Origin of the sequence: Mesorhizobium sp. M1227 (genome assembly GCF_040318315.1) — a bacterium.
GTDB lineage: Bacteria > Pseudomonadota > Alphaproteobacteria > Rhizobiales > Rhizobiaceae > Mesorhizobium.
Window position 1 is genome coordinate 52,144 of the sequence record NZ_JAMYLZ010000004.1, and the last position, 22,278, is coordinate 74,421.

General features: G+C 62.6%; 23 protein-coding genes. 13 read left to right on the forward strand and 10 right to left on the reverse strand.

The genetic code is table 11. The features are described from left to right. Window positions 1-60 precede the first annotated feature (60 nt). Both tldD and NKH28_RS07880 read right to left on the reverse strand, forming a co-directional pair. A complete protein-coding gene (tldD, locus tag NKH28_RS07875) occupies window positions 61-1,473 on the reverse strand; it encodes a metalloprotease TldD (protein ID WP_352501957.1) in 1,413 nt (470 codons plus the stop codon). A gap of 128 nt (window positions 1,474-1,601) precedes the next feature. Beyond that, window positions 1,602-2,126 (reverse strand): invasion associated locus B family protein, encoded by a 525-nt coding sequence (locus NKH28_RS07880; protein ID WP_023674131.1) that lies wholly within the window; start codon window positions 2,124-2,126, stop codon window positions 1,602-1,604. 360 nt (window positions 2,127-2,486) lie between these two features. Between NKH28_RS07880 and coxB the strand changes: the two genes are divergently transcribed. The 11 genes from coxB to rnhA all read left to right on the forward strand — a co-directional run bounded on the left by coxB (window position 2,487) and on the right by rnhA (window position 11,613). Then, the gene (gene coxB / locus NKH28_RS07885) at window positions 2,487-3,377 is read left to right on the forward strand and encodes a cytochrome c oxidase subunit II (protein WP_352978441.1); all 891 of its coding nucleotides are present in this window, start codon (window positions 2,487-2,489) and stop codon (window positions 3,375-3,377) included. 38 nt (window positions 3,378-3,415) lie between these two features. Beyond that, window positions 3,416-5,068, forward strand: coding sequence for a cytochrome c oxidase subunit I (ctaD, locus tag NKH28_RS07890; protein WP_352470655.1), 1,653 nt, complete (start codon window positions 3,416-3,418; stop codon window positions 5,066-5,068). A 76-nt stretch (window positions 5,069-5,144) separates the two neighbouring features. Then, window positions 5,145-6,089 carry a heme o synthase gene (locus NKH28_RS07895; RefSeq protein ID WP_352612408.1) on the forward strand — a complete coding sequence of 315 codons (945 nt, stop codon included), beginning with the start codon at window positions 5,145-5,147 and terminating at the stop codon, window positions 6,087-6,089. Further along, complete coding sequence (locus NKH28_RS07900; protein ID WP_023674135.1) at window positions 6,086-6,253, forward strand: cytochrome c oxidase system small membrane protein; 168 nt, start codon at window positions 6,086-6,088, stop codon at window positions 6,251-6,253. The genes NKH28_RS07895 and NKH28_RS07900 overlap by 4 nt, the downstream gene beginning before the upstream one ends. Window positions 6,254-6,260: 7 nt before the next feature. Beyond that, the gene (locus tag NKH28_RS07905) at window positions 6,261-6,893 is read left to right on the forward strand and encodes a cytochrome c oxidase assembly protein (RefSeq protein ID WP_352612410.1); all 633 of its coding nucleotides are present in this window, start codon (window positions 6,261-6,263) and stop codon (window positions 6,891-6,893) included. A gap of 1 nt (window position 6,894) precedes the next feature. Beyond that, window positions 6,895-7,776, forward strand: a complete 882-nt coding sequence (locus NKH28_RS07910) for a cytochrome c oxidase subunit 3 (RefSeq protein ID WP_352449883.1) — start codon at window positions 6,895-6,897, stop codon at window positions 7,774-7,776. Window positions 7,777-7,858: 82 nt separating this feature from the next. Continuing rightward, the gene (locus NKH28_RS07915) at window positions 7,859-8,245 is read left to right on the forward strand and encodes a DUF983 domain-containing protein (RefSeq protein WP_352470653.1); all 387 of its coding nucleotides are present in this window, start codon (window positions 7,859-7,861) and stop codon (window positions 8,243-8,245) included. Beyond that, window positions 8,242-8,997 (forward strand): SURF1 family protein, encoded by a 756-nt coding sequence (locus NKH28_RS07920; protein WP_352612413.1) that lies wholly within the window; start codon window positions 8,242-8,244, stop codon window positions 8,995-8,997. Before NKH28_RS07915 ends, NKH28_RS07920 begins: the two co-directional genes overlap by 4 nt. 107 nt (window positions 8,998-9,104) lie before the next feature. Next, complete coding sequence (ispH, locus tag NKH28_RS07925) at window positions 9,105-10,109, forward strand: 4-hydroxy-3-methylbut-2-enyl diphosphate reductase (RefSeq protein WP_254818458.1); 1,005 nt, start codon at window positions 9,105-9,107, stop codon at window positions 10,107-10,109. A gap of 5 nt (window positions 10,110-10,114) precedes the next feature. Continuing rightward, window positions 10,115-11,077, forward strand: a complete 963-nt coding sequence (locus NKH28_RS07930; protein ID WP_352612415.1) for a homoserine kinase — start codon at window positions 10,115-10,117, stop codon at window positions 11,075-11,077. Further along, a complete protein-coding gene (rnhA, locus tag NKH28_RS07935; RefSeq protein WP_352501954.1) occupies window positions 11,074-11,613 on the forward strand; it encodes a ribonuclease HI in 540 nt (179 codons plus the stop codon). Before NKH28_RS07930 ends, rnhA begins: the two co-directional genes overlap by 4 nt. 18 nt (window positions 11,614-11,631) lie before the next feature. On the opposite strand, the gene NKH28_RS07940 is transcribed toward rnhA, so the two are convergent. From NKH28_RS07940 to NKH28_RS07950, 3 genes are all read right to left on the reverse strand, one after another. Further along, entirely contained in the window at window positions 11,632-12,111 is a 480-nt protein-coding gene (locus tag NKH28_RS07940; protein ID WP_352612418.1) for a DUF2938 domain-containing protein, read from the reverse strand. Window positions 12,112-12,258: 147 nt separating this feature from the next. Next, complete coding sequence (locus NKH28_RS07945; protein WP_352612420.1) at window positions 12,259-12,759, reverse strand: peroxiredoxin; 501 nt, start codon at window positions 12,757-12,759, stop codon at window positions 12,259-12,261. 82 nt (window positions 12,760-12,841) lie between these two features. After that, a complete protein-coding gene (locus NKH28_RS07950; protein WP_352612422.1) occupies window positions 12,842-13,648 on the reverse strand; it encodes a protein-disulfide reductase DsbD domain-containing protein in 807 nt (268 codons plus the stop codon). A 147-nt stretch (window positions 13,649-13,795) separates the two neighbouring features. Here NKH28_RS07950 and NKH28_RS07955 point away from each other — a divergent pair, with 147 nt between their 5' ends. Next, window positions 13,796-14,404, forward strand: a complete 609-nt coding sequence (locus NKH28_RS07955) for a YqgE/AlgH family protein (RefSeq protein WP_031211061.1) — start codon at window positions 13,796-13,798, stop codon at window positions 14,402-14,404. Window positions 14,405-14,427: 23 nt separating this feature from the next. Here the strand turns inward: NKH28_RS07955 and NKH28_RS07960 are convergent, their stop codons facing one another. From NKH28_RS07960 to thrC, 4 genes are read right to left on the reverse strand one after another with little or no spacing between them, the layout of a single operon-like run. After that, window positions 14,428-17,316, reverse strand: coding sequence for an EAL domain-containing protein (locus NKH28_RS07960; protein ID WP_352612424.1), 2,889 nt, complete (start codon window positions 17,314-17,316; stop codon window positions 14,428-14,430). A 2-nt stretch (window positions 17,317-17,318) separates the two neighbouring features. Continuing rightward, the gene (locus NKH28_RS07965) at window positions 17,319-17,915 is read right to left on the reverse strand and encodes a GNAT family N-acetyltransferase (protein ID WP_352470647.1); all 597 of its coding nucleotides are present in this window, start codon (window positions 17,913-17,915) and stop codon (window positions 17,319-17,321) included. Window positions 17,916-17,930: 15 nt separating this feature from the next. Then, window positions 17,931-19,223, reverse strand: coding sequence for a M16 family metallopeptidase (locus tag NKH28_RS07970; RefSeq protein WP_352612426.1), 1,293 nt, complete (start codon window positions 19,221-19,223; stop codon window positions 17,931-17,933). 14 nt (window positions 19,224-19,237) lie between these two features. Beyond that, window positions 19,238-20,635, reverse strand: a complete 1,398-nt coding sequence (gene thrC / locus NKH28_RS07975; protein ID WP_352501950.1) for a threonine synthase — start codon at window positions 20,633-20,635, stop codon at window positions 19,238-19,240. 128 nt (window positions 20,636-20,763) lie between these two features. On the opposite strand from thrC, the gene NKH28_RS07980 reads away from it, so the two are divergent. Continuing rightward, window positions 20,764-21,462, forward strand: coding sequence for a hypothetical protein (locus NKH28_RS07980; protein ID WP_352612429.1), 699 nt, complete (start codon window positions 20,764-20,766; stop codon window positions 21,460-21,462). Window positions 21,463-21,500: 38 nt separating this feature from the next. On the opposite strand, the gene NKH28_RS07985 is transcribed toward NKH28_RS07980, so the two are convergent. Next, window positions 21,501-22,190, reverse strand: coding sequence for an HAD family hydrolase (locus NKH28_RS07985; RefSeq protein WP_023674153.1), 690 nt, complete (start codon window positions 22,188-22,190; stop codon window positions 21,501-21,503). Between the last annotated feature and the right edge of the window lie 88 nt (window positions 22,191-22,278).

The window sequence follows — 22,278 nt, forward strand, 5'->3', positions numbered from 1 at the left end:
AAGGCAGTGGGCGGCGGGGATTGGTTGTTCCGGAGCGGCGATAATTCGGCGTCAACTCCATCAAACCCTGGTGCCGCCGACTGTCATCTGGTTCATCCTGAGATGCGGCTGGCCGACGCCGACCGGCACGCCCTGTCCGGCCTTGCCACACATGCCGATGCCGGTGTCGAGCTTCATGTCGTTGCCGATCATCGCCACACGATGCATGGCATCCGGCCCGTTGCCGATCAGCATGGCGCCCTTGATCGGTTGCGTCACCTTGCCGTTCTCGATCATGTAGGCTTCGGTGCAGCCGAACACGAACTTGCCCGAAGTGATGTCAACCTGGCCGCCACCGAACGACACGGCATAGATGCCGTTCTTGACCGAGGCGATGATCTCGTCCGGCTCCATGTCGCCCGCTGTCATGTAGGTGTTGGTCATGCGCGGCATAGGCTCGTGCGCGTAACCTTGGCGTCGCCCGTTGCCGGTGGCTTTCATGCCCATCAGCCGGGCGTTCTGGCGGTCCTGCATGTAGCCGACCAGCTTGCCATCGTCGATCAGCACGTTATGGGCCGATGGCGTGCCCTCATCGTCGACGGTAAGCGAGCCACGCCGCTCGGGCAGGGTGCCGTCATCAACGACGGTGACGCCTTTCGCTGCCACCTGCTGGCCAAGCAGGCCGGCAAAGGCCGACGTCTTCTTGCGGTTGAAATCGCCTTCCAGCCCGTGGCCGACGGCCTCGTGCAACATGACGCCCGGCCAGCCGCTCGACAGCACGATGTCGAAAGTGCCGGCAGGTGCTGGAACCGCTTCGAGATTGACCAGCGCTTGCCGCAATGCCTCCTTGGCCGCGTGCCGCCAGCTGTCCTCGATCAGGAATTCACCAAAATCCTTGCGGCCTCCCATGCCGTAGGAGCCGCTCTCCTGGCGGTCGCCGTCGCCGACCACCACCGACACGTTGATCCTGACCAGCGGACGGATGTCGCGCACCATCTGGCCGTCGGCGCGCATGATCTCGACATGCTGCCAGGAGGCGGCGAGCGACGCCGTCACCTGCCTGACGCGCGGATCCTCGGCCCGCAGCCATGCATCGATTTCCTGAAGCAGCTTGGCCTTGGCCTCGAAGGAAGGCGAGGGGATAGGGTTTCCGTCGCCGTAGAGGTGGCGGTTGGTGCGGGCAGGCGCTGCGGCAAGCGTGCCGGAATAGCCGCTCTTCACCGTCGAAACGGCATCGGCGGCGCGCAGCAGCGAGGCTTCGGAGAGATCGCTGGAATGGGCGTAGCCGCTGGCTTCGCCGGCGACGGCGCGCAGGCCGAAACCCTGGTCGGTGTTGAAATTCGCGGTCTTCAGCTTGCCATTGTCGAACATCAGCGATTCGCTTTCGCTATATTCGAGAAACAGTTCGCCGTCGTCGGCGCCGTTAATAGTCTCGGCAACGATTTGCTTGATGCGATCGTCGGAAATGTCAAATTGGCCGATCAGGCTGTTCATGGCAGGTCCATTCGCAGGAGGATTGTTTCCCACGATGTAGGCGCGAAGGCCCGCACAGACAATCTGAAATGAGATTTGCCGTGACCTCGGCCGGTCAACATCACTGGATCGTGCTACAAGACCCAGGCTCAAGGCAGGGCGGCGAAGCCGTCGGCGAAACCCTTGAGGTCGACGGGAATGCCGATGCCCTCTTCCGGCGTCTGGAAGACGATGAAGGTGGCGGACGTACCGGTCTTCAGCGTGTCGAGCAGCGGCTTTTCCAGGATGACCTCGGCATAGCAGCCGTCCTGGAAACAGCGCACGAAATAGGCGCGGCCGATATCCTTGCCGTCGACATTGAGGCCGAGGCCGTTCGGCAACAGCACGCCGAGCGGCGCCAGCACACGCAGGATTTCGGCCTTGTTGTCGGCTGTGCGCAGCACGACGACGGAAAGACCCATTTCCGGACGGTCCTCGGCGACGACGTTCTGCATCATCACGCATTGTTCGGATGTAGCACCGGCGGGCGTATCGCAGATGATCGACCACGCCCCATGCGTTGACTTCACCGTGCCGCTTGGCTGCGCGGCATTGGCCAGGCCGGCGCCGGACAAGGCTATTGCGGCGGCAACAAAGATGACCTTCGCCAAGGTTCTCGAAAGCCAAGGGTTCATGACGGCTCCATTGCGAATCACGGCACTTTAAGCCGCACTAAACCCAAGTAAAGGACGAGACCCCGGCGATCTGCCCCGACACAGGCGACAATGCGCTTTTCAGTGCCAATTTCGCCCTAATTGCGACGGCTCCGCACGCCGCGCGGCTCATTCTACCCGGATGCCGCTCTGGTGATTCGCGGCGAGCCGTCACCGCACGAAGCCAGCGCCGCGCTTGCGCGCAAAAATGCCGCACGGGTTCCGGCGCTCCTTTCTTGCGGAGGCAAATAGAGTATGGTTTGAACCAGCCTTGAATTGTCCGGGATTCCCGTCCCGGCCATTGTTCGACATTCTTGCGGTCCGATCGCGAGGAACTGGGAGATGACGAGGGCGATGAGAAAATTCCTGGCAACCGCCAAAATCGTAGCTAGTGCCGCCGCCACGTTGTTTGCCGCTGCATCCGCTCATGCAGCCCAGCCCCAACCTTGGGAAACCAGTTTTCAGCCTCCGGCGACCGACATTATGCGGCAGATCGAGTGGTTCGGGAACTACTCGTTCGCGTTCATCATTGTGATCACCGCCTTGGTGCTTTTCCTGATTGCCTACTGCATTTTGCGGTTCCGGGCGAGCGTCAACCCGACGCCGTCGCGCACCAGCCACAACACGCTGATCGAGGTCATCTGGACTGTCGGTCCCGTCGTCATCCTGCTCTGTCTCGCCATTCCCTCGTTCCAACTGCTGACCGCGCAATACACGCCGCCGGAAGAAGCCAAGCTGACCGTCAAGGCGACCGGCAATCAGTGGAACTGGGACTACGAATACCAGGTCGACAACACGCTTTCCTTTAATTCCGCGATCCTTCAGGATGCCGACAGGGCTGCTGCCGGCAAGGAAGATCGCGCCGCGTATCCGCGCCTGCTCGCCGTCGACAATGAGATGGTGGTGCCGGTCAGCACCATGACCCGCGTGCTGGTGACGGCGACCGACGTCATTCACGCCTTTGCCATGCCGTCCTTCGGCATCAAGACCGATGCGGTGCCGGGCCGCATCAACGAGGTCTGGTTCAAGGCGGACAAGGAAGGCCTCTATTACGGCCAGTGCTCGGAACTCTGCGGCAAGGACCACGCCTTCATGCCGATCGCCATTCGCGTCGTCTCCGATGCACAATACAAGACCTGGCTGGCGGCAGCCAAAACCGACCTTCCCGGCGCCAACAAGGCGCTGATGGCCGAGGTCGATGGCACGAACAAGGTAGCGGCCGCCGGCAATTGATGCCGCGACCAGAAAAGATTCAGGGAACGGAGCCGACCATGGCGCACGCTGCAGCTCACGACGACCACGACCACAAGCCGTATCATGGCTGGGTCCGGTGGGTGTATTCGACCAACCACAAGGACATCGGTACGCTTTATCTGATCTTCGCGATCATGGCGGGCTGCATCGGTGGCGCCTTGTCGGTCGTCATGCGCATGGAATTGCAGGAGCCGGGCATCCAGATATTCACTGGCCTGGCGCAGATGGTCTACGGCATGAATGGCGACGCCGCCATCGACGGGGGCAAGAGCATGTACAATGCTTTCACCACCGCGCATGCGCTGATCATGATCTTCTTCATGGTGATGCCGGCGCTGATCGGCGGCTTTGCCAACTGGATGGTGCCGATCATGATCGGCGCGCCGGATATGGCCTTCCCGCGCATGAACAACGTCTCGTTCTGGCTGCTGCCGCCGGCTTTCATCCTGCTGATTTTCTCGGCCTTCGTCCCGAGTGCGCCCGGCGCCTACGGCGTCGGCGGCGGCTGGACGCTTTATCCGCCATTGTCGACATCGGGCCAGCCCGGACCGGCCATGGACCTGGCGATCCTGTCAATCCACATCGCCGGCGCCTCCTCGATTCTTGGCGCCATCAACTTCATCACCACCATCTTCAACATGCGCGCGCCCGGCATGACCATGCACAAGATGCCGCTTTTCGCCTGGTCTGTGCTGATTACCGCCTTCCTGCTGCTTCTGTCGTTGCCGGTGCTGGCCGGCGGCATCACCATGCTTTTGACCGACCGCAATTTCGGCACCACCTTCTTCGCCCCGGACGGCGGCGGCGATCCGATCCTGTTCCAGCACCTGTTCTGGTTCTTTGGCCATCCGGAGGTCTACATTCTGATCCTGCCGGGTTTCGGTATCATCAGCCATATCATCTCGACCTTTTCGAGGAAACCGGTGTTTGGCTATCTCGGCATGGCCTATGCGATGGTTGCCATCGGTGCGGTGGGCTTCATCGTCTGGGCCCACCACATGTACACGACGGGCCTGTCGCTCGATACCCAGCGCTATTTCGTCTTCGCCACCATGGTCATCGCGGTGCCGACGGGTGTGAAGATCTTCTCGTGGATCGCCACTATGTGGGGCGGGTCGATTTCGCTCAAGACCCCGATGCTGTGGGCGATCGGCTTCATCTTCCTGTTCACTGTTGGCGGCGTCACCGGTGTGCAGTTGGCCAATGCCGGCCTCGACCGCCCGCTGCACGATACCTATTTCGTGGTCGCGCACTTCCATTACGTGCTGTCGCTGGGCGCGGTCTTCGCGATCTTCGCCGGCTGGTACTACTGGTTCCCGAAAATGACCGGCTACATGTATTCGCCGGTGATCGCGAACACCCACTTCTGGGTCACTTTTGTCGGCGTCAACCTAGTCTTTTTCCCGCAGCACTTCCTCGGCCTTTCCGGTATGCCGCGTCGCTATATCGACTATCCGGATGCCTTCGCCGGCTGGAACATGGTGTCGTCCTACGGCTCGTACATCTCGGCTATCGGCGTCGTCATCTTCCTGTTCGGCGTCTTCGAGGCGTTCCAGAAGAAGCGGGTCGCCGGCGCCAATCCTTGGGGCGAGGGTGCGACCACGCTGGAATGGCAACTGCCTTCGCCGCCGCCGTTCCACCAGTGGGAACAGTTGCCGAAGATCAAGTAGGCGGTTGCCTCCTTTAATACGGAGCCGCCGGCCGACCGGCGGTTTTGGCCAACGGAATGATGGACTTTAAGTACGCATGGCCCTTGCCGAAGACAGACTGATTGACGAGCCGGGCTTCCGCATGTCGGAAGCGACGGCGGGCGATTTCTTCGCCCTGCTGAAGCCGCGCGTCATGTCGCTGGTGGTGTTCACTGCGTTTGTCGGCATGGTCGCCGCTCCGGTGACCATCAATCCGCTGCTGGCGGTGATCGCGATCCTGGCTATTGCCATCGGCGCCGGCGCCTCCGGTGCGCTCAACATGTGGTATGACGCAGACATCGATGCGGTGATGACGCGCACCGCCGGCCGTCCCGTGCCGGCCGGCCGTATCCGGCCAGGCGAGGCATTGAGTTTCGGGCTGGTGCTGTCGGTTCTGTCGGTGATGACGCTCGGCGTGCTGGTCAACTGGTTGGCAGCATCGCTTCTGGCCTTCACCATCTTTTTCTATGCCGTCATCTATACGATGTGGCTGAAGCGCTGGACGCCGCAGAACATCGTCATCGGCGGGGCTGCCGGTGCCATTCCGCCGGTCATAGGCTGGGCGGCGGTAACCGGATCGGTCAGCCTCGAAAGCTTGGTGCTGTTCCTGGTCATCTTCCTGTGGACGCCGCCACATTTCTGGGCGCTCGCGCTGTTCAAGTCGGAGGACTACGCCAAGGCAGGCATTCCGATGATGCCGAATGTCGCCGGTCAGGCCTCGACCAGACGCCAGATCTTTGCCTATGCGCTGGTCCTCGCGCCGGTTGGCGTGCTGCCCTGGGTTCTCGGGTTCACCACGCCGGTCTATGGCGTCGTTGCATTGCTGCTCGGCGCCGGCTTCGTCTGGTATGCGTGGAAGGTGCTGCAAATGGCCGATGACGACCGGGCGATGAAGCCGGCCAAGGCCTTGTTCGGCTATTCGCTGCTCTATCTCTTCGCCATCTTCGCCGCCTACCTTGGCGATTGTGTCGTCGCGCGCGCGCTGACCATTGGTGGAGCATGAGCATGGCCGAAAAGAAGCTTGAACTGGTCACGTTGACCGAACGTCAGCAGAAGGCCCGCCGCAATCGCTCGGCCGCAATCGGTTTCGCGCTGGCGGCGCTGGTCGTCATATTCTACGTCGCGACCATCGTGAAATTTGGTCACAGTTTCCCCGGCTCGATGTGAGCTTAACATGACCAGGCAAACAGTCACCGATCCTAAGAAGAAGAATACGAACCGCGTCGTCGCCGGCGTCTGCATCGCGTTCTTCGGCGGCATGATCGGCATGGCCTACGCCGCGGTGCCGCTCTACGCGATGTTCTGCCAGGCGACAGGCTACGGCGGCACCGTCAAACGGGCGACCCAGCAATATGCCGATCGGGTGCTCGATCGCGACATCACCATCCGCTTCGACGCCAACACCGCCGGCGTTCCCTGGCAATTCCAGCCGGTCGCTCGCTCGATCACCATCAAGATCGGCGAAACCGCCGAGGCGCATTTCAGCGCGACCAACAAATTCAGCCGTCCCATCACTGGACGCGCCACCTTCAACGTGCAGCCGGAACTGGCCGGACCTTACTTCAACAAGGTCGAGTGTTTCTGCTTCACCGACACGACGCTGAAGCCGGGCGAGACACTGGACATGCCGGTCGTCTTCTATGTCGATCCCGACATCGTCAACGCGCCGGAATTGAAGGATCTGACGACGATTACCCTGTCCTACACGATGTTCCCGGTCGACAAGACCAAGCCGGTCGCATCATCGGTGCCGGCCGACGGCCACCGCAACAAGATTTCAGATACCGAAGCAAGCCTCGGGGGTTGATATGGCAGACGCACACGCAAAACCACAACATGACTACCACCTTGTCGACCCGAGCCCGTGGCCTTTCCTGGGCTCCGTCGGGGCGCTGGTGACCGCGTTCGGCGGCGTCTGTTACATGCAATACCTCAAGGGCGGCGATTTCCCGATCTTCGGTTTCAATGTCGCCAATCCATGGCTGTTCTTCATCGGCCTGCTGATCGTCATCTACACGATGTTCGCCTGGTGGTCGGATACGATCAAGGAGGCGCATGAGGGACACCACACCCGTGTCGTGTCGCTGCATCTGCGCTACGGCATGATCATGTTCATCGCCTCCGAGGTGATGTTCTTCGTCGCCTGGTTCTGGGCCTTCTTCGACGCCAGCCTGTTTCCGGGCGAGGTCCATCAATACGCCCGTACCGCCTTCACCGGCGGCGTCTGGCCGCCCAAGGGCCTCGAAGTTCTCGACCCCTTCCATCTGCCGCTCTACAACACCGTCATCCTGCTTCTGTCGGGTACCACGGTGACCTGGGCGCACCACTCGCTCATCCACGGCGACCGCAAGGGCCTGATCAATGGGTTGGTGCTGACCGTCGGCCTCGGCATGCTGTTCACCATGGTGCAGGCCTACGAGTACATGCACGCGCCGTTCGGCTTCAGGGATTCGATCTACGGCGCCACCTTCTTCATGGCGACCGGCTTCCATGGTTTCCACGTCATCATCGGCACGATCTTCCTGTTGGTCTGCCTGATCCGCGCCATAAAGGGCGACTTCACGCCCAAGCAGCATTTCGGCTTCGAGGCCGCCGCCTGGTACTGGCACTTCGTGGACGTGGTGTGGCTGTTCCTGTTTGCCTCGATCTACGTCTGGGCATCGAACGGCGCGATGATCGAACCGCACTGAGATCGAACTGAGGAAATCGACAAGGCGGCTGCGGCGACGTGGCCGCCTTATCTTTTGCGGCAAATGCTCCTAGGATGATCCCATGAGCGACGACAAGGCGATCTGGCCACCAATCGATCCGATCTCGGCCGGCTTGCATGGCCGCTGCCCCCGCTGTGGCGAGGGCAAGCTGTTCTCCGGGTTCCTCACGGTCGGCAATCGCTGCACCAATTGCGGCCTCGATTATTCTTTCGCCGATGCTGGTGACGGGCCGGCGGTGTTCGTTATCCTGATCATCGGCTTCATCGTCGTCGGCCTGGCGTTGTGGATGGAGGTGACGCTCAATCCACCGCTTTGGCTGCATCTGCTGCTGTGGATTCCGCTGACGCTGGTGCTTTGCCTGGCGGCGCTCCGGCTGATCAAGGGCGTGCTGCTGACGCTGCAATACCGCAACAAGGCGGCCGAGGGCCGGCTGGACCGCGGCGAATGAGCGAGGCATCAGGTTCGGTGGCCGGCCGGTCGCGGCCCAAGCGCGCATTGGCGCTCGGCCTGGGTATCGTCGTGTTTTTGATCCTGCTGGCGCTCGGCACCTGGCAGGTTCAGCGCCTGCACTGGAAAGAGGGCCTTCTCCAGACGATCGACCAGCGTACGCATTCGGCGCCTGTACCATTGGCCGAGGTCGAAAAGCGGTTTGCTGCCGCCGGCGACGTGGACTACACGCCGGTGATAGTGACCGGCACTTTCCTGCATCAAGACGAGCGGCATTTCCTCGCCACCTGGGAAGGCCAGTCCGGTTTCGACGTCTTCACGCCGCTACAGCTCGACGATGGCCGTTTCGTGCTGATCAACCGCGGCTTCGTGCCTTACGATTTCAAGGATCCAGCCAAGCGGCCGCAGGAACAGGTAACGGGCAAAGTGACGGTGACGGGGCTCGCCCGTAACCCGCTGCCGGCCAAGCCCTCGATGATGCTTCCCGACAATGATCCGCAGAAGAATATCTTCTACTGGAAAGATCGTGACGCGATGGCCTCGAGCGCCGGCCTGCCGACAGGTGCGGCGCTGGTGCCGATCTTCATCGATGCGAACGCCACGCCCAACCCCGGCGGGCTGCCGGTTGGCGGTGTCACCGTCATCGACCTGCCGAACAGCCATCTGCAATATGCGATAACCTGGTACGGCCTTGCCGCCGCCCTTGCCGGCGTCCTGATCTCCTGGCTCCGCCGCCCGGCGAAAGACCAATGATCGCCGCCATTACCCTTGACAGGGCAGGGCCGCGCACCTCATTTCGCGCCTTGAGCTCAGAAGTTATAGTCCGATCAACCGGCCTACAATCAGCGTAAGATGCAATCATGCTTCACACAAAGCCGCCGCTGACCATCCGGCTCTGCCAGCCCCGCGGTTTCTGTGCGGGCGTTGACCGTGCCATCCAGATCGTCGTGCTGGCGCTGAAGAAATACGGCGCGCCGGTCTATGTCCGCCACGAGATCGTGCACAACCGCTACGTCGTCGAAGGGCTGCAAAGCCTCGGCGCGGTGTTCATCGAGGAGCTCTCCGAGATCCCGCCCGAGCATCGCCAGAGCCCGGTCGTCTTTTCGGCGCATGGCGTGCCGAAATCTGTGCCGGCCGACGCCCAGTCCCGCAACCTGTTCTATCTCGACGCGACTTGCCCGCTGGTCTCGAAAGTCCACAAGCAGGCGATGCGCCATCAGCGGCTTGGCCGCCACGTGCTCTTGATCGGCCATGCCGGGCATCCGGAGGTGATCGGCACAATGGGCCAGTTGCCGGACGGCGCGGTAACTCTGATCGAGACCGAGGCCGACGCCGCAAGCTTCGTGCCCGCAGACCCACAAGCGCTCGGCTTCGTCACCCAGACGACGCTGTCGGTCGAGGATACCGCCGGTATCATCCGCGCCCTGCAGCAGCGTTTTCCCGAGCTGCACGCGCCGGCGGCGGAATCGATCTGTTATGCCACCACCAATCGCCAGGAAGCGGTCAAGGAAACAGCGGCCGGCGCCGATCTCTTCCTGGTTGTCGGCGCACCTAACTCGTCCAACTCGCGGCGCCTGGTCGAAGTGGCCGAGCGCGCCGGCGCCTCGATGTCGCTTCTCGTGCAGCGCGCCTCCGAAATTCCGTGGAATGAGATTGCCGGCATTTCGACGCTCGGCCTGTCGGCGGGCGCCTCGGCGCCGGAGATCATCGTCGACGAGATCGTCGATGCGTTCAGGCAGCGCTTCGACGTGACCATCGAGCTGGCCGTGACGGCGACGGAGACGGAGGACTTTCCGGTGATGCGGGTGTTGCGCGATGTCGAACTGACGGCTGCCGACATGGCCTTCGTCAACGGGGCCGCGTAGCAACGATGGCGGTTTACACCGACGTCAACGAGGGCGAGCTCGGCGCATTCCTCAGGAACTATCCGGTCGGCGACCTCTTGTCCTACAAGGGCATCGCCGAAGGCACCGAAAACTCGAATTTTCTGCTGCACACCAGCAGCGGCTCCTACATCCTGACGCTTTACGAGAAGCGCGTCGACAAGGCTGACCTGCCGTTCTTTCTCGGCCTCATGGCCCACCTCGCCAGAAAGGGCATTTCGTGCCCGCTCCCGGTCACCGCACATGATGGCGGTGTGATCGGAACACTTGCCGGCCGGCCGGCGGTCATCATCACCTTTCTCGAAGGCCTGTCGCTGCGGGGGCCGACGGCTGCACATTGCGGCGAGGTCGGCAAGGCGCTGGCGGCACTGCATCTCGCCGGCGCGGATTTTCCGATGACCCGCCCCAACGCCCTTGCCATCGATGGCTGGCGCAAGCTGTGGAATGCCGCCCGCGCCCGCGCCGACGAGGTCGAGCCGGGACTGGCGGCCGAGGTCGATGCCGATTTCGCCGATTTCGAGCGGAACTGGCCGAACGGTCTGCCGCAAGGCATCATCCATGCTGATCTTTTCCCGGACAATGTGTTTTTCCTCGGCGAGAAACTGTCCGGGCTGATCGACTTCTATTTCGCCTGCAACGACCTCTATGCCTATGACGTTGCCACGTGCCTGAACGCCTGGTGCTTCGAGAAGGATTTTTCCTTCAATCTGACCAAGGGCACGGCGCTGCTTGCCGGCTACCAAAGCGTGCGGCCGTTGAGCAGTGACGAGAAAGCTGCGCTGCCGATGCTGGCGCGCGGTTCGGCGCTGCGCTTCATGCTGACCCGGCTCTACGACTGGCTGACGGTCCCGGACGGCGGCCTGGTGATGAAACGCGACCCGACCGAGTATATCCGCCGGATGCGCTTCCACCGGGCGATCAACTCTCCTTCCGAATATGGACTGACATGACCAAGCGCGTTGAAATCTTCACCGATGGTGCCTGTTCGGGCAATCCCGGGCCTGGCGGCTGGGGCGCAATCCTGCGCTTCAACGGCGCAATCAAGGAGCTCCATGGTGGCGAGGCTCTGACCACCAACAACCGCATGGAGTTGTTGGCGGCCATCTCGGCGCTCAATGCGCTCAAGGAGCCTTGCGTCGTCGATCTTTATACCGACAGCAACTACGTCAAGGACGGTATTTTCGGCTGGATCGACGGCTGGAAGCGCAACGGCTGGAAGACCGCCGCCAGGCAGCCGGTGAAGAATGCCGAGCTGTGGCAGCAGCTCGACGCTGCGCGCAACCGCCACCAGGTCACCTGGCATTGGGTCAAGGGCCATGCCGGCCATCCCGAGAACGAGCGCGCCGACGAATTGGCGCGGCTCGGCATGGCGCCATTCAAGACGAAGTCGGCGAAACCCGTGCTCGCGTCCGTGCCGCCGGAGGAAGGCACCCAGTCCAGGCAATCGGCGGCCAAGAAGGTTCGGCGCTCGACCCAGAGTTATTGATCCGGTTGAACTGGCGTGTCAGCGGATCAGAAGGGCGGTGCCGAACAGTCCGATGGCAAACACCGTATGCGACACAAGATTGAGGGCGCGGACCTGCATCGGATTGGGCCGCTTCGAAGCGGCCCAGCCGGCGCCCAGGCCGGGCGCCAGCAGAAACCACCCGGCGCCGACGGTGACGATGCCGAGCATAAAAGCCGGCAGGAAGGTCGGCGCGGTGAGCCAGGCCGTTCCGGCCAGCACGACCAGTATGACGCCGTAGACGATGCCGACAGCATAATGAAAGGCCCAGCCAAGTACTGATTCATGCGGGTAGGGCGAGGCCTCGCCAATGTCGTCATGGAAGACCTTGCCTTCCCTGAGATGCCAGACCCAGCGGCCGACCAGCCCCCAGTTCGGCCGCGGCTGAGCAAACGCCTTGTTCAGGAAAATCGCCCAGACATCCATAAGCGCGGTTGCGCCGATGCCGATCGCGACGCTGCGCCAGACGATGTCAGACATAATCGAGGTCCCCAGAAGCAAGCAGTCCCGAAGGGCCGACGCATGGTCCCGAAAAACCGGGTCGGCTTTCGGAAGGATCATGCGCCGATGCAAAGTCAGCGTCCTTTGGACGTTGAGCGCTCGAAGGCGCCCTTTGCCGTGCCTGGCCTAGGCTGTCGCCAGGACGGAAAGCTGTCCGAGAATGTGAGCCGCACCGGATTCGTCGACGCCGGGCTTTGTCTCGACATTGAGTGCGGTGACCTTGCCGTCATCGACGATCATCGAAAAACGCTTCGAGCGTAGCCCCATGCCGCCGCTGGAGAGGTCGGCGTCGAGGCCGACGGATTTGGCGAAATCGCCATTGCCATCGGCAAGATAAAGGATTTTGCCTTCACCGCCGCTGAAGCGGGCCCAGGCCCCCATAACGTGAACATCGTTGACCGAGACAACGGCGATAGTGTCGACGCCGCGCGCCAGGATGGCGTCGTAATTGTCCAGGTAGCCGGGCAGATGATTGTTGCTGCAGGTCGGCGTGAAGGCGCCTGGAACGCCAAACAGCACGACCTTCTTTCCTGAGAATATCTCGCCCGTCGTTATCGGCTTTGCACCGTCGGCGGTCATTGTCTTGAAGGTCGCATCGGGCAGTTTGTCGCCAACGGAGATCGTCATGATGGTCCTCGCTTGGAAATGGAAGGGAGTGTCCTTGCGATAGCGAATTAAGGCGCGCCCGGCAACCGTCCAGACGTTGGCATCACGGGAATGGCAACAGGCCTTCGACCGCGCCTGCGGCACTTGTCAGTGTGTAGTGCAGGCCGCCATCGGTTGGCGTTGTCGACGGCCTGTCGAGGATCGGCACAGTAAAGATCAGCTTGCCATCCTTTTCGCTGCGTGCCGGGGCACCGAACATGTAGTCGCGTTCGCCGGCAACGAAGAAGTCGGCGCCCTCGGGGCTGCCCGGAAAGCTCGCTTCGACAATCAGCGTTTCGTGGTCGCCCGGCAGTACGTTTATGCCGAAATCGGGCGTTGCCGTGGCAGGCAGGGTGGCAAGGCCTGCCTTGACCAGTGCCGCGTCCCCGGCGTTGTCCGGATCGGCGCCGGGATCGACGGTCAGCCTTGTCTGCACCGGGATGCAGATGGTTTCGCAGATGCCGAGGAAAATGTCCGCATCGATGACGGCCGGCTGGCCGGGCGCGGCAAGCGTGAACGTCACCGGCAACGAAACGGGGTGGTCGTAGCCGGCCCATTTGCCGTAGCCGTCGTCGTGGCGCTGCGGCGGCGGAAACGAAAGCGTCGCGTCGGCAATGTTGGTGCTGGCCGAGACGTCGATCTGTGGCGGCACGCCCGCATCGCCCGGATCGCGCCAATAGGTCTTCCAGCCGGGCTTCAGCGCAATGTCGAGGACGCCCTGGAGACGCCCGGCCTCATCGGCCTTGCCGCTCGTCACCAGCCGCACCCTGCCGCCTTCGCTGTTGTACCAGGCCGATGAGGAGGCTGAGGCGGGGAGGCCGGTCGCCGATCCAATGGCTACGCCAAGCAGCAGGATTTTCAAGCTTTGCATGGCAATGATTTGATCGTCTGTTGATGGCCGCACAATGATTTCATGACGCCGCCGGCATCATATTTGCGTGACCTTCGATTTACGAGCCTGATCAAATCGGGCGCCGCCCATCTTTTCGACGCCCCGGAAACGCGTTACGCTGTGGCCATGGATTTGTTGCGCCATAAAAGGACGGCCGCAGGACCCGGCTTTCTCGACGATCAGTTCCTGATTGCCATGCCCGGCATGAAGGATGACCGCTTCACGCGCTCTGTCATCTACATTTGCGCGCACAGCGACGAAGGCGCGATGGGGCTGATCATCAACCAGACGCAGCAGATGCTGTTTCCGGACCTGCTCGTGCAACTCGGCATCATGAACGAGCTGGAGGCAATTCGCCTGCCGCCACCGGCGCGCGACTTCGTCGTGCGCAATGGCGGACCGGTGGATCGTAGCCGCGGCTTCGTTCTGCATTCGGGCGACTACCGGGTGGAATCCTCGCTCGCCGTGTCCGACGATGTCTGTCTGACCGCGACCGTCGACATATTGCGCGCCATCTCCTCCGGCCGCGGACCCCGGCGGGCTCTGATGGCGCTTGGCTATGCCGGCTGGGGTGCGGGCCAGCTTGAAAACGAGATCGTCGAGAATGGCTGGCTGACTTGCCCGGCAAGTGCCGAGCTTCTGTTCGACGCCGACATCGATCGCAAATATGACCGGATCCTCGCCTCGATCGGCATTGATCTCGCGCATCTCAGCCTGGCTGCCGGTCACGCCTGAACCTCATTACGTCCTGAAACTTGTCACGCTTGGGTCAACGGATACTGTTCCTTCAGCGTCTTCAGCACCTGGTCGCCCGGCATCGGCGCGCCGAACATGAAGCTCTGCACGTACTCGCAGCCCATCTGCCGCAACTCCAGCGCATCGCTCTCGTCCGAAATGCCTTCGGCGACAACCGACAGGCCGAGTTCATGCGCCATATTGACCATGGATTTGAGCAGCACCGCACGTTTCGGCGTCGCGTCGTCGACGAAGCTCTTGTCGATCTTGATGGTGTCGAATGGAAAGCGCGTCAGATAGGCCAGCGATGAATAGCCGGTGCCGAAATCATCCAGCGACAGGCCGATGCCAAGCTGCTTCAGCTTGGTCAGCACATGGGCGGTCTGCTCGGGATTGTCCATCACCAGCGATTCGGTGAGTTCGAGCCGGAAGCAGCGCGGTTTCAGGTTGGCTCGCGCGATCACCGAGCGGACGTCGCTGACCAGGTCGCGGCGGATGAGCTGACGGCTGGACAGATTGACCGAGACCGACAGCGGCGCATCGCCGATCTGCTTTTGCCATCCCGCCAGGTCTTCGGCAGCCTGTTGCATGGCGAACAGCCCAAGCTGCACGATCAGGCCGCAGTTTTCGGCGACCGGAATGAAATCAGCCGGCGGGATCATGCCGCGACGCGGATGGTCCCAGCGCAGCAGCGCTTCGAAGCCTGCGACGCTGCCGTCCTCCAGCCGCACGATCGGCTGGTAGGCAAGCGTGAATTCGCGTCGTTCGATGGCGCGGCGCAGATCGGACTCGAACTGCAGCCGGTCGGTGCCGACGGTGCGGAAGGCGGGACGGAACGGCTCGATCCGGTCGCCGCCGAAGCGCTTGGCCTGATGCATGGCAAGCTCGGCATCCTTGACCATGTCCTCGGCCGAGGTCTGCGTGGCGGTCCAGGTGATCAGCCCGATCGAGGCCGTCAGCACGATCTCGCGCTTGGCGAAGGTGATCGGGTTGTTGATGGCGTGCTTGATGGCATCGGCAATGGCCGCGATGCGGGCCGGATCCTGCTCCGACAAAAGCATCAGCGCGAACTGGTCGCCGGCAAAGCGCGACAGCGAATCCTTCGGCTTGAGCAGTCGGTGCAGCCGCCGCGCGATAGTCAAAAGGATGGTATCGCCGGCCGAGATGCCGAGCCCGTCATTGACCTGCTTGAAGCGGTCTATGTCGATGACGAAGACGGTCGGGCGCACCTTCTCTTCGGTGCGGGCGATCGAAATGATCGCCTCCAGCCGGTTCATGAACAACTCGCGGTTGGGCAGGCCGGTCAGATTGTCGTGCACGGCGTCATGCAGCAGCCGTTCCTCGGACTTCTTCTGCTCCGTCACGTCGACCATGGTGCCGACGCAGCGGATGACCTCGCCGTCCGAGCCGATCACCGGCCGGGCGCGCAGCGAAAACCAGTGATAGTGCCCGTCGGCGCCGCGCAGGCGGAAGTTTTGCGACACCCGGCCGCGCCGGTGCTCGAGCACCACGTCGAGTGTCGTGCGAAACGTGTCGCGGTCGTCGGCATGCAGCACCGGCAGCCAGTTGCGGGCGGGCCCGCCGAGACTGTTGGGGGCAAGGCCGAGCTGACTGCTGACGTCGGGACGAGTGACGACGCGGTCGCGCAGCACGTCCCAGTCCCACACGGTATCGCCCGATCCGGCAACCGCCAGCGCCTGCCGCTCGAGATCGGAGAACAGGCCCTGATGCAGGGCGCCGCCGGCAAAAGCGTGCTGCATCACCGTGAAGCCGATCAGCAGGATGATGAGGATCAGCCCGCCGCCCAGCGCCGGCTGGGCGATATCGTTGTCCAGCATGCCGGTGATTGCCATCCACGATCCGCATAGCCACAGCAGAACCATCACCCAACTGGGCACCAGCATGATGGCGCGGTCGTAACCGCGGATACCGAGGAAGATGATCAGGCCGAGCCCGGTCAGCGCGGTGGCGGCGAAGGACAGCCTGGCAATGCCGGCGGCGACCGCCGGATCGATGATGGCGACACCGGCGATCAGCACCAGCCCGAGAATCCAGACCAGCGCGCCGTAGCTGAAATGGCCGTGCCACCGGTTGAGGTTGAGATAGGCAAACAGGAACACCACGAAGGTCGCCGCGAGCGCCACCTCCGTTCCGGCGCGCCACATCTGCTCATTGCCGGGTGAGATCTCTATGATCTTGTTGAGAAAGCCGAAATCGACGCAGATATAGGCAAGCACCGCCCAGGCTAGGGCCGCCGTTGCCGGGAACATCGAGGTCCCCTTGACGACGAAAAGAATGGTCAGGAACAGCGCCAGCAGGCCGGCAATGCCGATGACGATGCCACGAAACAGCGTGTAGGAATTGACCGAGTCCTTGTAGGATTCAGGGTCCCACAGATAGACCTGCGGCAGCTTGGGCGAGGCGAGCTCGGCGATGAAGGTAATCACCGTTCCGGGGTTCAACGTCACCCGGAACACGTCGGCGTCGGGGCTGGTCTGGCGGTCGAGCGCAAAGCCTTCGCTGGGCGTGATCGCGGCGATACGGGTCGAGCCGAGATCCGGCCAGAACAGGCCGGAATTCACCAGCCGGAAATGCGGTGCGACAATCAGCCTGTCGAGCTGCTGGTCGGTGGTATTGGCCAGCGCGAACACCGCCCAGTCACCGCTCGAGCGCGCATCATTTGCCTCGACCTCGATGCGCCGCACGATGCCGTCCGGGCCTGGCGCGGTCGACACCTGAAAATTCTCGCCCTGGTTCCGGTAGATCAAGACGGCCCCCGAAAGATCGAGCGCAACGTCGTCGCGGGCGATCTTGATCGGTTCTACGGCAAAGGCCGAGGACGCCGCGCAGAGCGTGACGATTGCCGCCAGCATAAAGGCAAGCAGCGACCCCTTGCGCAGAAAATTCGTCAAAATCAGCCCTTTGTTCCAACGCCCGGCGGATCGTCCGCGATTCGGGCGTATAGGTAATGGTCCTGCCAGATGCCGTTGATCCTGAGATAGGATCGTAGCAGTCCTTCGCGCCGGAATCCGGCTTTTTCAAGCACGCGGATCGACCGGGCGTTGTCGGGAATACAGGCAGCTTCGATCCGGTGCAATCGCAGCGTTTCGAAGGCGAAACGCGTCACCACTCTTACGGCATCGGTCATCAGGCCGCGTCCGCTGAAGCGCTCGCCGATCCAGTAGCCGATATGGCCGCTTTGGGCGACCCCGTGGCGGATATTGCCGAGGGTGATACCGCCGGCCAGCTTGCCGCTGCTTTTCTCGAAGATGAAGAAGGCGATCGCCGTCCCCTGCGCGTAGTCCTCGCGGTAGCGCCCGATACGATGCCGCCACGCCGTGCGGTCGAGTTCGTCAGGGGTCCATCGCGGCTCCCACGGCTCAAGGAAGGCGCGGCTTTCACTGCGCAGCACCGACCACTCGCGATAGTCGTTGGTCAGCGGTACGCGCAGCGTGACAAGCTCGCCCTTCAGTGCCGGCAGGTCGCGGCGAAAGAAAGGGAGCGCGAACACGACGCTCGAGTAGGCTTAGACGGCGAGCTTGCGGGCAGTGGTCTGCGTGCCCGAAAGCGAATCGAGGATCGCCTCATAGGGCGCGAGCGTACCCACCGGCCCGACGGCTGTAAGCGTCGGCTTGGTCGAAAAAAGCCGCGACGACAGGTCCGTCAGCCGCTCGACCGTCAGCGCCGACAGCCGCTCCATCAACTCTTCCTTGGCTATCGGCCTGCCGAACAGAAGCAACTGCCTGGCGATCTGCGAGGCGCGGCTGGCCGGGCTCTCGGCCGACATGATCAGCCCGGCGCGGTACTGCGCACGCGCCCGGTCGAGCTCCTCCTGCAGGATGTTTTCACCGGCCTTTTGCAGCTCGTCGATGATCACAGGCACCAGCTCGGCAATATCGCTTTGTCCGGTCGCCGCATGGACCCCGAAGACGCCCGTGTCGGAAAAACCCCAATGGAAGGCGTAGACCGAATAGCACAGGCCGCGTTTCTCGCGGATTTCCTGGAAAAGCCGCGACGACATGCCGCCGCCCAGGATCATCGACAGGACCTGGGAGGCGTAGAAATCGCGGACGTGATAGGCGCGGCCCTCGAAACCCAGCACGATCTGCGCGTCCATCAGGTCGCGGTCCTCGCGAAAATCGCCGCCGACATACTGCGCATATTGCGGGATGGTGCCGTCGGCCTTGCCGCGGAAGCTGCCGAGACGCTTTTCGACCTCCCGCACGAAATCGTCGTGCTTGATATCGCCGGCCGCCACCATCACCATGTTCTCGGCGCCGTACTGTCGTTCGATGAAGTCGTGCAGCTGCTTCGAAGTGAAGGATTTGACGGTTTCCGGCGTGCCAAGAATCGAGCGGCCGATAGTCTGGTGGCGGAAGGCGGTCTCGGTAAAGTGATCGAAAACGACGTCGTCGGGCGTATCGTGCGCGGCGCCGATCTCCTGCAGAATCACATGCTGCTCTCGTTCCAACTCCTGCGGATCGAATTCGGATTCCTGCAGGATGTCGGAAAGGATATCGACGGCCAGCGGCACGTCGTCGCTCAGAACCCTTGCATAATAGGAGGTCGTCTCGACGCTGGTGGCGGCATTGATCTCGCCGCCGACGTCCTCGATCTCCGAGGCGATCTCGAAGGCGCTTCGCCGACTGGTGCCCTTGAAAGCCATGTGCTCGAGCAAGTGCGCCATTCCGTGCTCTTCGTCACGCTCGTTGCGTGCGCCCGACTTGACCCAGGCGCCAAGGGCAACAGATTCGAGGCTTGGAAGGGTTTCGGTGGCGACTGTCAGGCCGTTCGACAGACGGCTTACCTCAACACCCATATGGCAATTACTCCCTAACGCGCCGCCCGCGTGTGGCGGCCGACATAATCTTCCACCATTTTCAGGTCGGATGGAAGTACCGTGTATTTTTCCTCGGCACTCATCAACCCGCCTAGCCATGCAGGCAGGGCAGGCGACACGCCGCTGGCGGCTTCGACGGCGGCGGGAAACTTTGCCGGGTGCGCAGTGCCCAGCACCACCATCGGCACCTCACCCGCAGCCTTGCCGGCGGCCACATGCACGGCCGCGGCGGTATGCGGGTCGAGCAGATAGCCGCTCGCCGCAAGTGTGGTGCGGATGGTGGCGGCGACCTCGTCCATGGTGGCGCGGCCGGCGTCGAATTCGGACCGGATCTTGGCGATTTCGCCGGCCTCGATGGTGAAGGCGCCGGACTGCTTGAGCCCGTTCATGTAGCGCCGCACGGCCGAGGCATCGCGGCCGGACGCTTCGAACAGCAAGCGTTCGAAGTTCGAAGACACCTGGATGTCCATCGAGGGGGACGTGGTCGAAAAGACCCCCTTCATGCGGTATTCGCCGGTTGCCAGCGTGCGCGCCAGAATATCGTTGTCGTTGGTGGCGATGATCAGCCGTTCGATCGGCAGCCCCATCTTCTTGGCGGCATAGCCGGCGAAGATGTCGCCGAAATTGCCGGTCGGCACGGTGAAGGAAACCGGCCTGTCGGGCGCGCCGAGCGACAGCGCGGAGGAGAAATAATAGACGATCTGGGCCATGATGCGGGCCCAGTTGATCGAGTTGACGCCGGACAGCGATACCCGGTCACGAAAACCGTGGTCGTTGAACATGTCCTTTACCAGGCTCTGGCAGTCGTCGAAATTGCCTTCGATCGCCAACGCATGGACGTTTGCGGCGGTCGAGGTCGTCATCTGCCGCTGCTGTACCGGCGAGACGCGGCCGTGCGGGAAAAGCACGAAGATGTCGGTGCGGTTGCGCCCGGCAAAGGCATCGATGGCGGCCCCTCCGGTGTCGCCGGAGGTGGCGCCGACAATGGTGGCGCGCTGGTCACGCTCGGCCAGCACATGGTCCATCAGCCGTGCAAGAAGCTGCATCGCCACGTCCTTGAAAGCGAGCGTCGGGCCGTGGAAGAGCTCGAGCACGAAGCTGTTCGGCCCGGTCTGCACCAGCGGGCAGACGGCCTCATGGCGGAAGGTTGCATAGGCTTCGCGCACCAGCCGTTCGAACACCGGCGCCGCGATCTCGCCGCCGAGGAACGGCGACAGCACGCGGATGGCAAGATCGGGATAGGCAAGGCCGCGCATGGCGCGGATCTCGGCTGCGGAAAAATGCGGCCAGGCGCTCGGCAGGTAGAGCCCGCCGTCGCGCGCCAGTCCGGCCAGCACCGCGTCGGAAAATCCAAGCGCGGGCGCTTCCCCGCGGGTACTCACATATTGCATCGTCACGTTTCCATTGCTGCCGGGAATTTTCGCCCGCCGCGAGGTGGTGGATTTCTGCGCTGGATCAGTCGCATTTTTGCCGCGCGGTTGATATACGTCACCGGCTTTGCGAGAGGGAAGTGCAGTTCATGGCGTTTCATTCATTCAACGGTCGTTTTGTCGCGGGTGTGGCGCTCACCGGCTTTATGCTTGCCGCCGCAGGTTGCCAATCGAGCGACAATGGAATTCTCGGCTTCGGCAAAAAGGATGCGACGCCGCCACCGCCACCCGATCCAAAGGTGCTTTCCAGCCAGTTGCAGGCCTATTGCCCGAAAGTGACGTTGCGTGACGGCACCGCCTTCTTCAATACCTACGCCAAGAGCGGTCCGAAGCCGAAGAAAAAACCCGATGTTGCCGCCGAGGAAGCCGCCCAGCCGGCAGTGGATGCGGCAGGCGTCGATCAGCCGGACGATTCCGCCAAGATCATCTATCAGGCTTCGATCACCGATGTGACCCGCGACTGCAGCCGCGCCAACGGCTCCTTGTCGATGAAGATAGCCGTCGCCGGCAAGGTCGTGCCTGGCCCGATGTTCACCCCCGGGACCATCACCATGCCGATCCGCATCGCGGTGATGCACGGCACCGAAGTTCTCTATTCGCAGCTTCACTCCTATCAGGTCCAGGTTACCGATCCTTCGAGTGCCACGCAGTTCGTCTTCACCGATTCCAACGTCGTCGTTCCGGAGCCGACGGCGAAGGACTACCAGGCATATGCCGGGTATGACGAGGGCGCTTCGAAAGTAGCGACAGACAAGCCGAGGAAGAAGAAAGCCGCCGCGACCAACTAAGCCGCTGCATTCGTGCCACGGCGGTTGGAGGCGGCCTCTCAGGCGTCCGCCGACCATTCCGACAGCGCGGCGATCACGCTTTTCAGCTCCGCCCAGCGGCGGATGACCGTTTCCGCGCCGGCCTCGGTCAGCGCATCGGCGTGGCCGGGATAGCTGTGCGCCGCGCCGGTGAAGCCGATGACGCGCATTCCCGCCGTCTTGGCGCCGGTGACGCCATGCACCGAATCCTCGATGACAAAGGTGTTCGCAGGATCGGCCTTGAGCTTTTCCGCGGCGAACCGAAACACGTCCGGCGCCGGCTTGGATTTCCCGGTCGGGGTTTCCAGCGAGGAAAAGATACGGCCGGCAAAGAACGGCAAAAGCTGCACCTTCTCCAGCATGAATTCGATCCGCTCCGAGCGCGAATTCGAACAGACGCAGCGCGGCACTGCTACCGCGGCGACAGCCTCGTGCGCCCCGTCGATGGCACGCACGTCGCTGCGCAGCCTACGATCGACCAGCTGTTCCTCCTTGTCGATCAGCGAGGCCTGGAACGGGATCCGGGACTTTTCCTCGACCCGCATCATGATGTCCTTGAAAGTCAACCCGGCATAGACCTCGGAAATCTCCTCGGCCGATATCTCGTAGCCGGCCGAGGTCAACAGCTCGGCATCGATCCGCGCGGCGATGATTTCGGAATCGACGAGCACGCCGTCGCAATCGAAGATGACAAGGTCTGGCTGGGGCATGGTGATCCGGAAAGCGGGATGAAGGGAATGCCGAGGGCTTTTTGGTCCAAACGGCTCAGGCGGCGCGGCATACACCAACAGGCCGGGC